At 69.0% G+C, this 13,902-nt stretch carries 14 protein-coding genes and 2 pseudogenes; 2 read left to right on the top strand and 14 right to left on the bottom strand.

Translation table 11 applies throughout. The annotated features are described in order from the left end of the window. Window positions 1-2: 2 nt before the first annotated feature. The 11 genes and pseudogenes from NR792_RS20530 to NR792_RS20480 form a co-directional block, all read right to left on the bottom strand. Entirely contained in the window at window positions 3-1,688 is a 1,686-nt protein-coding gene (locus NR792_RS20530) for a right-handed parallel beta-helix repeat-containing protein (RefSeq protein WP_375754357.1), read from the bottom strand. 261 nt (window positions 1,689-1,949) lie between these two features. Further along, window positions 1,950-2,492 (bottom strand): hypothetical protein, encoded by a 543-nt coding sequence (locus NR792_RS20525; RefSeq protein ID WP_375754356.1) that lies wholly within the window; start codon window positions 2,490-2,492, stop codon window positions 1,950-1,952. Further along, window positions 2,489-2,704 (bottom strand): hypothetical protein, encoded by a 216-nt coding sequence (locus tag NR792_RS20520; protein ID WP_375754355.1) that lies wholly within the window; start codon window positions 2,702-2,704, stop codon window positions 2,489-2,491. Before NR792_RS20520 ends, NR792_RS20525 begins: the two co-directional genes overlap by 4 nt. A 121-nt stretch (window positions 2,705-2,825) precedes the next feature. Continuing rightward, complete coding sequence (locus NR792_RS20515; protein WP_375754353.1) at window positions 2,826-3,122, bottom strand: hypothetical protein; 297 nt, start codon at window positions 3,120-3,122, stop codon at window positions 2,826-2,828. Between the two features lie 118 nt (window positions 3,123-3,240). Next, window positions 3,241-4,443, bottom strand: coding sequence for a peptidase C39 family protein (locus NR792_RS20510; protein WP_375754352.1), 1,203 nt, complete (start codon window positions 4,441-4,443; stop codon window positions 3,241-3,243). 130 nt (window positions 4,444-4,573) lie between these two features. Next, window positions 4,574-6,154, bottom strand: a complete 1,581-nt coding sequence (locus NR792_RS20505; RefSeq protein ID WP_375754351.1) for an alpha/beta hydrolase family protein — start codon at window positions 6,152-6,154, stop codon at window positions 4,574-4,576. A 49-nt stretch (window positions 6,155-6,203) separates the two neighbouring features. Beyond that, on the bottom strand, window positions 6,204-8,219 hold the full coding sequence (locus NR792_RS20500; protein WP_375754350.1) for a right-handed parallel beta-helix repeat-containing protein: 2,016 nt from the start codon (window positions 8,217-8,219) through the stop codon (window positions 6,204-6,206). Window positions 8,220-8,351: 132 nt separating this feature from the next. Further along, window positions 8,352-8,690 (bottom strand): annotated as a pseudogene (locus NR792_RS20495) (C39 family peptidase); the annotation flags it as partial. Window positions 8,691-8,733: 43 nt separating this feature from the next. Further along, window positions 8,734-8,901 (bottom strand): hypothetical protein, encoded by a 168-nt coding sequence (locus NR792_RS20490; RefSeq protein ID WP_375754349.1) that lies wholly within the window; start codon window positions 8,899-8,901, stop codon window positions 8,734-8,736. Between the two features lie 96 nt (window positions 8,902-8,997). Then, entirely contained in the window at window positions 8,998-9,960 is a 963-nt protein-coding gene (locus tag NR792_RS20485; protein WP_375754348.1) for a WD40 repeat domain-containing protein, read from the bottom strand. A 27-nt stretch (window positions 9,961-9,987) separates the two neighbouring features. Next, window positions 9,988-10,137: pseudogene (locus NR792_RS20480) on the bottom strand (transposase); the annotation flags it as partial. Between the two features lie 473 nt (window positions 10,138-10,610). Here NR792_RS20480 and NR792_RS20475 point away from each other — a divergent pair. Further along, entirely contained in the window at window positions 10,611-11,546 is a 936-nt protein-coding gene (locus NR792_RS20475) for a LysR family transcriptional regulator (RefSeq protein WP_375754347.1), read from the top strand. A 6-nt stretch (window positions 11,547-11,552) separates the two neighbouring features. Here the strand turns inward: NR792_RS20475 and NR792_RS20470 are convergent, their stop codons facing one another. Both NR792_RS20470 and NR792_RS20465 read right to left on the bottom strand, forming a co-directional pair. Beyond that, entirely contained in the window at window positions 11,553-11,789 is a 237-nt protein-coding gene (locus NR792_RS20470) for a 4-oxalocrotonate tautomerase family protein (protein WP_120556902.1), read from the bottom strand. Between the two features lie 11 nt (window positions 11,790-11,800). Then, window positions 11,801-12,511 (bottom strand): SDR family NAD(P)-dependent oxidoreductase, encoded by a 711-nt coding sequence (locus tag NR792_RS20465; RefSeq protein ID WP_375754346.1) that lies wholly within the window; start codon window positions 12,509-12,511, stop codon window positions 11,801-11,803. A gap of 325 nt (window positions 12,512-12,836) precedes the next feature. Between NR792_RS20465 and NR792_RS20460 the strand changes: the two genes are divergently transcribed. Further along, entirely contained in the window at window positions 12,837-13,373 is a 537-nt protein-coding gene (locus NR792_RS20460) for a DUF4833 domain-containing protein (RefSeq protein ID WP_375754345.1), read from the top strand. A 50-nt stretch (window positions 13,374-13,423) separates the two neighbouring features. Here the strand turns inward: NR792_RS20460 and rnhA are convergent, their stop codons facing one another. Then, window positions 13,424-13,891, bottom strand: a complete 468-nt coding sequence (gene rnhA / locus NR792_RS20455; RefSeq protein ID WP_375754344.1) for a ribonuclease HI — start codon at window positions 13,889-13,891, stop codon at window positions 13,424-13,426. Between the last annotated feature and the right edge of the window lie 11 nt (window positions 13,892-13,902).

Below are 13,902 nucleotides of genomic sequence, written 5' to 3'. Positions count from 1 at the left end.
GTTCAGGTGCACGTCTCCTTGAAGCCGATGTCCGGAGGGGCCTGGGTGCCGGCACACGGCTGCGGTTGACCGGTGTCGTTGAGGGCGGCATTGCGCGCCGGCGACGTGCTCAGCGTGTAGTAGTCGTTCGCCTGGGGGTTGGTGACGAACTGCGGACTCTGCTCGCTGCTGCCCACCGTGTCCTGCCCGCTCTCCGCCTTCCACGCCGCGAAGCTCTTCGAGGCGTGGTTGATGTCGAACACCGCCGCTCCCGCATCGCGGTGATAGAGGTTGTACTTGCTGGAGAAGCCAGGCCCGTACGCGCTCCTCCACTTGATGGCCCAGAGCGAGACGTCGTTGAAGATGTTGTTCCAGACATGCACGTTGGAGCTGGCATTCACGAGACTGCCCGTCCATGCGGCGAAGCCCACGTAGATGCCTCCGCCGGGCATGTTGTCGAAGGTGTTGTGATAGATGTCCACGTTGTTGACCTTCGACATCAGGATGCCGTAGCCCTTGGGGGCGGACTGGGTGCCGGGCTGCGCCGGGTCGATGGTGAAATCGAAGAAGACATTGCGGCGAAGCACGACGTTCTGGATGTCGTGGCCGGTCCCATACGCCCCGATGTTCACGCCGTGGCTGTTGTTCCAGAAGCGGGTCTTCTCGACCAGGATGTTGCGCGCCTTGAAGTGGATGACCATCGCGCCACCCGGGGCCTGCGAGTAGAACTTGCTGCCATCCACGCCGTCAGTCCCGGCGATCGTCACCCGGTTGCAGCTCTTGAGGTCGACGGCCTGCTCCTTGTTGTCGTGGAGTCGGTGGTCCTCAATCCAGATATCCTCCGCGTCCCCCAACGTGGCGTCGCTCTCCGAGCCCATGCACTGCACCCCATCGCCGCTGTTGTTCCACGCCTCATTCTGCTGGAGGACGATGCGCTTGGAGCCCGGACCCACCCTGAACCCGTGGATGTCGCAGTTGCTCGTGCAGCCCGTCGCGAGGTTGTTGTAGGACTTGGACTTGCGAATCAGCTGATTGGAGCCGGCGATGCTGATGGCATGCTCCGCGGGGACGCCATGGGCACCGTGGCAGTGCACTTCGATGAGCGCATTGTCCGAGCCAGACATGCTCACGCAGTTGTTATGCGTGGAATCCACCTTGTTGAAGATGAAGCCCTTCACGATCCAGTAGCTGGAGAGGAACTTCACCTGGGATTGCTTCACGCCGATCACGTCCCGCCACTCGGGGAGGTCGGTGTGGGTGCCGTACGGCACGCCGACGAGCATGAAGCGCGCGGTGGCGGAGCCCGCACGCGACAGCTGCACGTGCTCCCGGTACGGCATGCCGCTGTTCTGCACATGGATGACGGAGCCGGCCGGCACCGCGCCGACCGCCTTCTTGATGGTCCGCCAGGGCTGGAGCTCGGTGGGCGTCACGCGGGCGTCGTCGCCGGTGACGTTGTTCACCCAATGCGTGGCGGGCGGCGTGACCGCGGGGACCCAGGAGAAGCCAGGCTTCACCGCCGGGTCCGCCCCCGCGGAGGTCACCAGCGCCGCCGACTGCTGGGACAGCAGCCGCCCCTCTGCGTCCTGCGGCTCCGCCTCCGCCTCCGGTCCCGCACAGCCTGCGGCGACTCCCATCGAAAGCAACGTGAGGATGAAGGTGCGCGACGTGCGCAACAGGCCCGCACCGGATGACTTGACCCGCGTCATTGAGACTCACTCCTGGACTTTGAGGATGATCCGAATCCAGGAGTGCACGCTTTGGGGACGTCCGGGCGCAGGACAGCGCCCGCCCCGGGACGACCGGGGACTGGCTGACGAAACTTCCGGCGAACGCGTTCGTCAGCCGACCCTCGGGATGCCGAGGACAGTGCCAATCCTGGAAGAATTCAATGGTTCCGCAGGGAGGCCTCTGTGCCGGGGGGAGGTGAAGCCCGTGGGCCGCGTCGTCATCACCGTCGGAGCGGAAACCTAGGGCCCACAGTCCAGCCACTTGAAGAACGCGGCATGGGCGGTGACTGCTTCGGGGGGGATGTTTCCGACGGAGCGCTGGAGGCAGTAATAGGACTTGAGCTGCTGATCCGCGGCCTTCGTCCGCGGACCCAGGAGCACTTCGAGCGGCTTCACCTTCAGCGTCTCGAGCTCCTCCTTCCGCAGTGGCCGTACGCCCTGGACTCCGTGAGACGTGAGCCGGGTGTCCAGGCGGGTGAGCTCCAGCTTCTGGCCCTGCGCCGACCAGGTGATTCGGGCCCAGGTAGGGCCGACGAACTCCCCGTCCCGCAGGCGCATGGGATTCATGCCTCTCGCGTACGCGTAGAAGGCAAACGTCGGCTCCACGAGCGGCCACGTCATGGGAAGCGGGTCGCTGAGGCGGGTATCCCAGCTGATGAACCCGGCGTCGGCTGGATTCCCCTGCTTTGTCTCCATGGACTCCTTCCAGGTCTTTTCGGCCGTGGCCTTGACGCTGGCGACGATGGCCACGGTGTCGAGGGGCGGGTGGTCCGGCGGGCTCATGCGCTCTCCATTCCAGGGTGCTTCTTCGTTTCGGTGAAGACCGGTTCGTTCCGCCGGATGCGCTCGAAGAGTTCGTCGTGGTCGATTTCGCCGAGGTCGATGTTCCAGAGGCCGGGCACCAGGAAGGCGGAGGCCCGCGATGCGGCCTCCTCGCCGGAGCGCCCGTTCTCGAAGCGATGCTCCGGAAGGAAGTCGTTCTTGGAAAGGAGCATGGGCGCATCCTATCCAGAGTGAAAGGCGCGGTGGGGCTGATCCGCGCCCAGCACCTTTCCAGGCGGAGTGAGGGATTGCGCAATCCCTCACAGCCATGTCTGGGTTGAGTCTCGGGCGCGCTCAGCTCTCGGCGGAGGGTGCGGACTCGGACGCTTGCGGCTCCTCGCAGACGGGCGCCGCGTCGTCGGACGCCTCCATCTCCTCGCTCACGGAGGCCTGCTGCGCGCTGGGGGCGCGGCAGTAGTCGATGCAGAGTTGCTCGGCGCCGCAGGTGGTGCTGACGGCGCCGACATTGCAGCGGAGGTCGCAGGGCGCGTCGCAGCCACAATAGCCATGGCATTGAGCCGCGGCGGCCGGCAGCGGCACGAGGGCCAGGAGCAAGGTGGAGGCGAGCAGCGACTTGAGCACGGTACGCATGGACAGCTCCCTTCGGTGGACTGCCGCGTCAGTCTCCGGGGATTGTGATTGGGGGTAAATACGTGCTTCCGCGTAACCCGATGACGGAGAGGACCTCCGCGCCGCGCGGAGGTAGCCGCTACAGCGCGGGCACCGGCCAGTCCCGGGGGTAGACGAGGTAGGCGGTGCCTCCGGAGCGCGAGAGCCACAGCGGCTCCAGCTCCGAACGGTAGTAGGTGCGCCGCACGGCGGTGTCACTGGCGGCCGCCGGGTCGTTCACCACGGGGTTGCCCACCGCGTCGAAGCCCGAGAGCACGAGGAGGTGGCCCGCGGTGGAGGGGATGGGCGCGCCAGTCAGCTCGCCCTTGCCCCACGCGACGCTGAGGATGACGGGCACTCCCGCGGAGAGCCACGGCTCCAGCTGCGCGAAGCTCGTGAAGCGCGCCACGTGCGCCTGGAAGCCCTGGCCCGCCGCGTACGCGGTGTTGAAGGGCCAGTTGCCGTGACCGCCGTAATACCAGTCATGCACACCCGCGACAGCCGCGCGCACGTTCGCCTCGCAGCCCCGCGTGTCCGCCGTCCAGTACTGGAGCACCATCGCCGTGGACGTGGGGCTGCACCAGACCTCGCCGCCGTCCGGGTAGACCATCTGCGAGCAGCGCGGCACGGCGAGCACCTGGTTCCAGCGGGCCGGGTTGCCCGCGGGCACGGTGGGCCGCGTCTCCGGCGAGGTGGAGGTGGTGAGCGCGCTGGCGTGCAGCACGGGCGTGGCCACGCCGTTCGCGCTGAACAGCCGCGTCTTCACCTGCCACGCGGTCGCGGCGCTCTTCTTCGCGGTGACGATGAGCGTGTCGATGGACACCCTCGCCACGGTGTCCGCCTGCGAGTCCGCCGAGTGGCGCTGCACCGTGGAGGCGTCCGAAGCCCAGACACCCAGGCTGAACCACTTCGTCCAGGCGCCGCCCACCTGCACGCGCACGAGCGTCTCCACCCAGGTGCCCGTGGGCGTGGTGGCCTCCCAGGAGGCGATGGCTTCACGGAAGCCGAACGCGCTGGAGACGATGGGGCTCGTGGCCTCGCCCTGGAAGAAGGAGCCGCCGTTGTAATAGGTGCCGCCGTAGTAGCCGCCCGGCCCGTAGGGGTCGGTGCCGGACCAGGACTGGCCCGGAAGCAGCTGGAGCGAGCCATCCGCCGCGCGGGCCACGCCGCTGAGCTGCCAGGTGAGGAAGTCCCCTCGGCTCGCCGCCCAGCGGGTGGAGGCGCTCTGGCCCGCCATGGCCACTGGGGGGGCGAGCGCGAGGGTGATGATCAGCGCGAGTACGGCCGTCCTGGACTGCGTCATGGAGGCTCCCGGGGATGTGAGGGCGGACCACGACAGCAGTTCCCGCGGAGGATGCCCCCCTGCGGACCTGGGCGAATGGACGGCATTGAACATCTCCCCACGGGAGCGCGCTTCGGGGGGCGGGCGCCCATCAAGGCAGGTGCACGACGAGCTCCACCTCCGGGTGCTCGGCGGAGGGCCCGTCCAGCAGGGGCGTGGGGCGTGCGCGCACGTGCTTGTCGAAGAAGGCGCGCACGTAGGTATTCACCAGGGTGAAGGAGCGCGGCCCGTCGAGCGTGCCCAGTGCGTACTCGCTGGCGGTCGCCTGCGGTGAATAGAAGCGGATCAGGGGCAGGGCGAGCACGAGGTCGCTGAAGGTGAAGTGGCCGGCCCCCTGGAGGTCCAGGTCGTAGCCCATGGCGCCCAGATGCTGGAAGAAGCGGCCCCGGCTGGAGTCGCCCTCCGCGTCCTCGCTGTTCATCACGAGGAACGGGACCTGGACCTGCACCTCCAGGTTCCCGTGGAAGGTGCCGTCCAGGTTGAGTCCCGCATGGACGCGTGCATCCGTGCGGCAGACCTCCGCCGCCGCCGAGCCGCCGAAGGAATGGCCGAACGCGCCGATGCGGCCCAGGTCCAGCCTGCCGGTGAACCGCCCCGCCGGGTCGCTGGAGTCCAGCGCCGTCAGCCGGTCGAGCACGAACCGCGCGTCCGCCGCCCAGGTGTCCTGGACGCGCGTGTTCTGGTCGGGGTCGAAAGGGGAGAGCTCGACGAGCTCATCCACCACGCGTCCGTCCGGGAAGACCAGCGGGCTGCCTCCCCGGGGATGGGAGATGGCCACCACCACGTAGCCCTGGCTGGCCAGCTCCTCCGCGGCCCCGCTGTACAGCGCTGTCGCCGTGCCGTAGCCGTGGGAGAAGAGCAGCACGGGGAACCGCTCTTCCCCGTCGGCCAGGGGCACGCCGCGAACGGAACTGGCGAAGAAGAAGCTGAAGAGCGCCGACGGCAGCCCTTCCTTGCTCGCGACAAGCTCACCCTCGCGCCACGTGAGGAAGTAGGAGGCGGGTTGGGCCTGGGGGCGGGCCCGCGCGGGGTACCAGAAGCGCACCTTCAGCTCGCGCTTGTCGCCAGCCGCGGGGGTGAGCGTCTCCTCTCGCGCCTCATCGGTCCAGGCGTCCTCCCACGTCCCCACCGCGAGGGGGCCGGTGGGCGGCGGGAACCGCACCACCGGGTGGTTGACGTCATGGACCGAATCCCGCGCGCTGACGGTGGCACCGCCGCGCGTCCGAGCGCTGAAGACGACCTGGGCCGTCTGAGGCGTCAGGACGCCCGCCGCCTTCAACTCGGGCAGGGAGAAGCTCAGGATGGCATCCAGGCGGCCATCCCCATCCACATCCCGCGCGGTGCCGGCTGCCAGTGCCCGCACCTTCGTCTTGCCTTCCGGGGCCGACAGCGTGGCCTCGTCGGCCAACAGCTCTTCGGCGGCCAAGGTCTCATCCCCCAGCACCGCGACGTCGAGGCTTCCCGTCCCCGACAGGTCGACGGCGTTGGGATACACGCCGGGAAGGACATCCAGCGCCGCGGTGTCAGGCTGGAAGTCGGAGGGCGGCCGCGGAGCCACGTCGTCCTCGCCGCAGCCGGGCGCCACCACGAGGCAGAGGGCCAGCACGAGCCCCGTCCCGTATCGCCACGAGGCGTGAAGCGAGGGACTGCATGGGGCGGAGGTCGAACGCATGTGGCTTCCTTCTGATGTGTGAACTGCATACGGCGCCTGAAGCCCTCGCTCAACGTGGGCCGTGGATGGGCAGCTCCGAGCCCGCCTCGAAGGCCCCCAGGTCTGGCGCCAGCCCGGCGAAGCCGTCGTTGATGTTCGAGAGGGGCTGGCCGGCGTTCGCCGCGGCGGAGTCCGCGCGGATGCGCAGGTCCGGCGTCGGGGAGAGTGTCAGCGGTGCGGAGGGGTACGCCACCGCGGTGGAGAACGCCGTGAGGTCCACCTGCACCGCGTGCTGTTCGGTGGTGCTGGTGCGCAGGGCCTGGAGGCTGCTGAACGTTGTGCCGCCCAGGCGGCCCGTGAGGGTGCCCGTGGTGGAGCCCAGGCCGTCGTGGTCCAGGCTGGAGCTTTCGACCACCAGGTCGGGAACGTGCAACACCCGCCCCGTGCCGCTGCTGTATCCATTGAAGGTGCCCCCCGCGCCCCCCAGGAAGAGGTTGTTGCGAGCGTAGAGCCCCGCCACGGGCCGCCCCGCGTAGATGCCGAACGCGTCTCCGTTCTTCACCACCGTGTTGTGGAGCAGCACGTCCCCGGTGCTGCCCCGGTAGAGTTTGAAGGCCACGTGGACGGCGTTGTAGATGGCATTGCGGACGAAGTACGTGGGACCGCCCAGGCCCGGCTGGGAGGACAGCGCGATGAAGTTGTGGGTCAGCCGGTTGCGGACGATGCGGCAGTTGTGGAAGCAGAAGTCCGCCTCGATGCCGTCGTCCGCGTTTCCGCTCAAGTCATTGTTCAGGATGTCGATGCTGTACTGGTCTACGGCCTCGTCGTCCTCCAACAGGGAGATGCCATCCCGGAACCCCGTCACGCGGTTGTGCAGGATGACGTGGCCCGGGCCGGTGACGACGATGCCCTCGCCCAGGTTGTCTCCGCTGGCGCCGAGCGAGGCCTCCGCCCACTGCGTCAGGCCCGTCACCACGTTGTCCGCGATGTATGCGTTCTCCGCGCGGGCATAGGTCACGATGCCGTCGCCGCCGTAGGTGCTGCTGGCGTTGACCGTGCAGCGCTGGATGGCGACATGCTTTGAGCCGTTGAAGCGGATGCGGCCGTTGACGGTGAGCCCCTCCAGGTGGACGTAGGCCTGGGTGAAGAGGTTGATGGCGCCGTTGATCACCACCCCCGAGCCACCCCGGAGGACGATGGGCTTTCCTTCGGTGCCGCTCCGGGACCAATCAAAGCCAGGGTACGTGCCCGCGCCCAGCAGGAGGATGTCGCCCGGCTGCGCGCCCGCGGCGACGCTGGTGAAGGTGGCGGGGGTCACCGCCTTGATGGGGGCGTTCGCCATGGGGACTGGCAGCGGGCGCGTGGTCGCGGTCGCGGTGCGCGTGGTCGTCCCGCCGTCGGGGTCCGTGAGGGTGAGCTCCAGCTCGTAGGACGTCCCGGGCTGGAGGTCGAACACGCTGCCGGAATGGCGGCTTGTCCAGCTGAAGCCCTCGTTGCTGCCCGCCGGAACGCGGCGCAGGGGCATTGCTTCGCGCCAGGGGAGGGTGCCCGAGGCTCTGTAGCGAACCGTCACCACGCCATTGGCATTGGCATCCCCGCTGAACGCCCACTCGACCGTCAGATGGTGCAGGGTGGGGAAGGGGAGGCTCGTCGCTCCCACCACCGTGGCGTTGGCACCGCCGCCTCCTCCGCTGGCGAGCGTGGTGGCGCGAGCGGTGGCGGAGGCCTCACTGGTATTGCCCGCCGCGTCGGTGGCCAGCACCCGGTAGCCGAAGGCGGTGCTGGCGGGAAGGTCGGTGTCCGCGAACGGCGGCGCGCTCACGGTGCCCGCAGGCGCGAAGTCCAGGCAGCCCGCACCCTGGCACCGTTCGATGCGATAGCCCGTCACCCCTACGTTGTCGGTGCTGGGGGTCCAGGTGAGGGAGAGCTGTGAAGCCGACACGGCGCTGGCGCCCGGTGCCTCGGGGACCGAAGGCGCCTGGGTGTCGGTGTCGATGCTTCCTCCCTTTTCCGGTGGGGCTTCATCGCAGGCGACGCAGGACAGCAACCCCAGCACCAGGGCCCAGCGAAAGGAGGAACGGTTCATGGAAGCTCACGCTCATTCGGACGGAGGAGTTCATCCACTTCCTTTTCGACCACGACATCCTGGGCTTCGGCTGGGGTGGCGACAAGGACCCGGACGAGATGCGCGCGGAGGAGCTACCTGCGGGAGTCGCCGCTACAGCGCGGGCACCGGCCAGTCCCGGGGGTAGACGAGGTAGGCGGTGCCTCCGGAGCGGGAGAGCCACAGCGGCTCCAGCTCCGAACGGTAGTAGGTGCGCCGCACGGCGGTGTCACTGGCGGCCGCCGGGTCGTTCACCACGGGGTTGCCCACCGCGTCGAAGCCCGCGAGCACGAGGAGGTGGCCCGCGGTGGAGGGGATGGGCGCGCCGGTCAGCTCGCCCTTGCCCCACGCGACGCTGAGGATGACGGGCACTCCCGCGGAGAGCCACGGCTCCAGCTGAGCGAAGCTCGTGAAGCGCGCCACGTGCGCCTGGAAGCCCTGGCCCGCCGCGTACGCGGTGTTGAAGGGCCAGTTGCCGTGACCGCCGTAATACCAGTCATTTCTTCGCGGTGACGATGAGCGTGTCGATGGACACCCTCGCCACGGTGTCCGCCTGCGAGTCCGCCGAGTGGCGCTGCACCGTGGAGGCGTCCGAAGCCCAGACACCCAGGCTGAACCACTTCGTCCAGGCGCCGCCCACCTGCACGCGCACGAGCGTCTCCACCCAGGTGCCCGTGGGCGTGGTGGCCTCCCAGGAGGCGATGGCTTCACGGAAGCCGAACGCGCCATTGAACAGCTCCCCCGGAGGGAAGGCGCTGCGCTAGTCCAGAGGCACCGACAACAGCTCCCGCTGACACGTCACGTAGAGCGTCCGGTCGTGCACCAGCAGGCCGCCCAGGTCGGCGTGGCCGACGTCGTGCACGGCGAGGCACTCGGTGGAGTCGAGCGACCAGACGCGCACGGTGCCATCGGAGCTCCCGGTGCACAGCAGCCCGCGCGAGGGCTCCACCGCGACGAAGTCCACCCCGTCCGCATGGCCCTGCCATTGCCGCACGACGCGTCCGGTGCTGCTGTGGAACATGCGGGCCACGAAGTCCCAGGACCCGCAGAGGAGGTGCTCTCCGTCGGGGTGCCAGGCCAGCGCCCGGAGGGTGTGCGACGGGCGGTTCCGCACGATGCCGAGCTGCTCCTTTCGCTCGGCGCCGAGGGGCTCATGGCGCGCGGTGGCCATGCGCAGGTGGAAGAGGGCGCGGACGTTGAGCGTGAGGGCTTCGAGCAGGTGCACGGCGCCGTTGCTTCCGCCCACGGCGACGAGGCCCCGGGCGGGTGCATGCGCGAGCGCGTAGAGCGGTCCGGTCTCCAGCGTGCGCAGGTTCTCGCCCGTCCATGCGTCCCACAGCCGCGCGCTGCTGTCGGCGCTGATGGAGACGACGCGGTCCTCGCTGACGACCGCTGCGGCCTGGACCTCCTCTCCGTGGCCCTCGAAGGTCTGCACGCGTCGCCAGTCCTTGGAGTCCCAGACGGCCAGGCCGCGGATCTTGTACGCCTCGAGCACGCGGCCCAGCTCGGCTTCACCCGCCAGCCGGAACCAGGGCTCTCCATTCCGACAGATGGCGCCCGTCTTCAGGACCCGCGTGCACTCACCGGTCGCCAGACTCCAGAGGAAGATGCGCCCGCGCCCGTTCGCGGCGATGTGACGCCCGTCGGGCCACAGCATCGGCGCCCCGAGCGGATCTCCGTCGGTTTCGCCCGCATCGAGCCACTGGGGATACCGGCGCCACATCGCTTCAGTCTAGACCGTGTCCGCAAACTAGAGCCAGTGACGGATGGCGGCGATGAGAACCATCGCCAGGGAGTTGGCGGCGCGCTTCTCGTAGCGCGTCGCCACGCGCCGGCGCTGCTTCAGGCGATTGAAGAGACATTCCACGCGGCAGCGCTCGCGGTAGTCCGCGTGGCGGAAGGAGCGCACGCCGCGTCTGGATGGGGCCGGGTTGCTCAAGCAGGAGCTTCGCGCTGGACGTGTTCTCGTGCGGCAGGTGTGGAGGCAGGCTTAAGGGTGCTGGCGTATCTGACGGCTTCCGGTGGGGTGCGTACTCTCCTGGAGCACCTGTACCTGCCCACGCTGCTTGGGAGACTGGCCCCAGCGCGGGGGCCACCCAGAACGCGGGGTGTTGAGTCCGCAGTAGCAGTGGCCCGTCGCCTGCCGCCTCTTCAGGGGAAGGCGGCTTGAGCAGGGGTGTACCCGATAGGGCTGCAAGGGGCACATCGACGTGGCACCCGGCTCCAAGACAAGGCGATAGGAAGCCCCAAGCAGGACGCACTGTGACCCACCCGTCCTTGCGTGGAGGCCCGGGGTGACCTGCGGTACACCGTCACCCGCTCGCCGCGGGGCCCCCACGGATGAGGGGCATCCTGCGCCGCGGAAGAGGGGACATGGATCGCATCGAGGCGATGAAGGTGTTTGTCGCGGCGCTCGACGAGGGCAGCCTGGCGGGCGCCGGCCGCCGGCTCGCGCGCTCGCCAGCCGCCGTGAGCCGTGCCATCGCGTTGCTGGAGCAACACATTGGCGCCGAGCTGCTGCACCGCACCACCCGCACGCTCAAGCTCAGCGAGGCAGGTGAGCGCTATGCGTCCGCGTGTCGCCGCATCCTGGCGGATCTCGAGGAGGCCGAGCTGAGCGCCGCGGGCGAGCGCGTCGCTCCGCGGGGGACGCTCACGATCAGCGCGCCACCCATCAGCGGCGAGGAGATCCTGCGGCCCATCCTCGACGCCTACCTGGAGGCCTACCCCGAGGTCTCGGTGAACCTCGTCCTGCTCGACCGGTACGCCAGCCTCGTCGAGGAAGGCATCGATGTCGCGATGCGCGTCGCCGAGCTGCCCGACTCCTCCCTCGTCGCCGTCCGTGTCGGGGGCGACGTGAAGCGGGTCGTCGTGGCATCGCCGCGCTACCTCGCCGGGCATCCGCCCATCCTCGAGCCGGCGGACCTGGGCAGGCACCGGATCATCACCACGACGCACTTCGGGCACGATGCGTGGGTGTTTCCGCCAGCCGCCGGGAGTGCCGTCTCCCGCTCCGTGCACTTCAAGCCGCGGCTCGTGGTCAACAGCGTGCGGGCCGCGCTCGCGTCCGCGGTGGGCGGACATGGCGTGACCCGGCTCTACACGTACCATGTGGCGGAGCGCGTCCAGGATGGCTCGCTGAAGGTCCTCCTGCGCAACGCCGAGCCGGCAGCCCTCCCCGTGCACCTCCTCACTCCGCAGGGTCGCATCTCGGTGCCCAAGGTCCGCGCCTTCATGGACTTCGCGGTGCCACGCCTGCGCGCCGAGTTCTCGAGGCTCTCCGTACAGGCCCAGGCCTTCCTGGGCTGAGGGGATTCACGACGTGCCCGCGGCGCGCCGCTTGCGGAACTCGAGCGCCGGCAAGCCGCCCCAGCCCCAGTCCTCCAATTCGACCTCCTGGATGACCACGTAGGTCGAGTCGAGGGGCTTGTTCAGCACGTCGAGCAGGAGCTGACTGGTGCCTGCAATCAGGCGGGCCTTCTCCTCGGGCGTGACGGAGTCCCGGCCGGGGCCGGAGCCCTCACGGGTGATCTGGATGGTGACGATGGGCATGGCAGGCTCCCTTAGCGACCGGCGTTCTGGCCGCCGTCGACGTAGAGGATCTCCCCCGTCGCGTAGCTGGCACCCTCGAGGTAGAGCACCGCATCCGTGACGTCGCTGACCTCGCCCATGCGCTTCGCGGGGTTCAAGGTGGCGAAGAACGCGTGGGACTCCGGCGCGTGGATGGGGGTCTTGATGAAGCCCGGGGCGACGGCGTTGACGCGGATCCCCCTCCCGGCGAACTCGACCGCGAGCTCGCGGGTCACGGAGCTGATGCCGCCCTTGGTGAGGTTCGCGAGCCCCGTCGGAACGCCCGCGATGGCCTGGTTCACGAAGGGCGTGGTGATGCTGACGATGTGGCCGGAGCCCTGCTTCACCATCTGCACGAGGGCGCGCTGCGTGAGGTGGAAGAAGCCACCGAGGTTGGTCTTGAGCATCGCGGTGAAGTCGTCGGCCGTGTAGTCCGTGAACGGCTTGGCGATGAAGATGCCGGCGTTGTTGACCAGCGTGTCGATGCGCCCGAAGCGCGCAATGGCCTCGTTGACCACGCGCTCGGCGGTAGAGGCATCGCCGATGTCGCCCGCGACGGCGAGCACTTCCGGGTCGCTGCCCTGCTTGATGGAGCGGGAGGTCGCGACGACGCGGTAGCCGCGGCCCCGGTAACCCTCGACGAGCCCTGCCCCGATGCCCTGCGATGCGCCCGTGATGATGGCGACCTTCTGGTGGGAGTTCATGAGCTTTCCTCGTTGCTACGGCGAGCCGAAGTGCCGCCGTCGGCCCTGGTCTGGGCGTCGAGGAGAGATGTATGAGGCGGCGTCCGCTGACTGAATCCCCACCGCCCGGCAGGGACTCTTCCGCCGCGTGGAAGAATCCCGGTGCGATGGCCGATGCGGCGAATCTCCGCCTCCCCTGCGAAGCGCAGCACCCGAAGTAGCCTGCGTCGCGTTCGGTGAAATAGTGTGCTGGCCGAGTGACAGTTCCAGGGGCCAGGGGTGTTCGTCATCCCGAGACGGCCCCCACGGGCGACCGCCGTCACTCCGCCATGCAAGGGGGACCCCTGTGTTTTCTCGATTCGGGCTCAGCAACCTCGCCGCCGTCGCGCTGACGTCCGTCGCGACCCTGGCCTCCGCGGCCGGAGAGCCCCTCCCAGCGCAGTCCGCCTTCTTCCTGACCCGGAGCGAGAACCGGAACCAGGTCCACTACGCCCTGCGCCTGGACGAGGCCTGCCGCCCCGTGGGGACGCGTCCCGTGCAGGTGTACTGGCGGATGTTGGAGCGCGGGGCCTCGGAGGTGGAGGACCTGCTGGAGGTCGAGCAGCCCGTGTATGGACTGGAGGACCCGCAGCCGGTCGAAACCACCGCGGAGGGCTGGCGGGTGCGGGTGCGCCTGCGGGCCTTTCCCTCGCGCCCCATCGACATCACCACCGCGCGGGTCGACGGCAAATGCCAGGTCCAGGCGTGGACGAAGATGGGCAACAGCGTCGCCCGGCTGGAGCACGTCTTCGTGAAGACGTCCTGGCCCTTCTCGGTCGACTTCGTGCGGCTGGATGGCGTGGGGCAGGACGGGAAGCCCGTCCATGATCTGATCCGCGAGTGAGGGGCGGCAGGGGCGGGCGGGGGCTCGGGGATGATGGCGCGGGGACCTCTCTACCGTCCGAGCCGGGCCGCCAGTTCGAGCCGGGCCGCCACGGCCAGCGCATCCGCGCGGTTGTTCTCCACGTCATCCGAGTGGCCCCGCACCCAGTGCCAGGTCACCTGATGGGCGCGGACGGCTTCCAGCAGCTCGCGCCACAGGTCCGCGTTGGACACGGGCTTCTTGCCCGACGTACGCCAGCCATTGGCCTGCCACGAGTCCAGCCACTTCGCCTCGAAGGCGTTGCACACGTACTTCGAGTCGGTGAATACCTGGACGCGGCACGGCATCTTCAGGGCCTTCAGCGCGACGAGCGCCGCGGTCAGCTCCATCCGGTTGTTGGTGGAGTCCGCCTCCGAGCCCTGGAGCTCCTTGCGGTAGTCCTTGCGCTCGGGAGCGATGAGGATGGCCCCCCAGCCTCCCAGGCCGGGGTTCGGCGAACAGGCGCCGTCGCAGTAGATGTGGACGAGAGGGAGCGCCATCGCGCGCGCAC

It is taken from the genome of Corallococcus exercitus, from assembly GCF_042231735.1.
GTDB lineage: Bacteria > Myxococcota > Myxococcia > Myxococcales > Myxococcaceae > Corallococcus > Corallococcus exercitus_B.
Note: the sequence above shows the minus strand (reverse complement) of the source record. Positions and strands in the feature narration are given on the sequence as shown.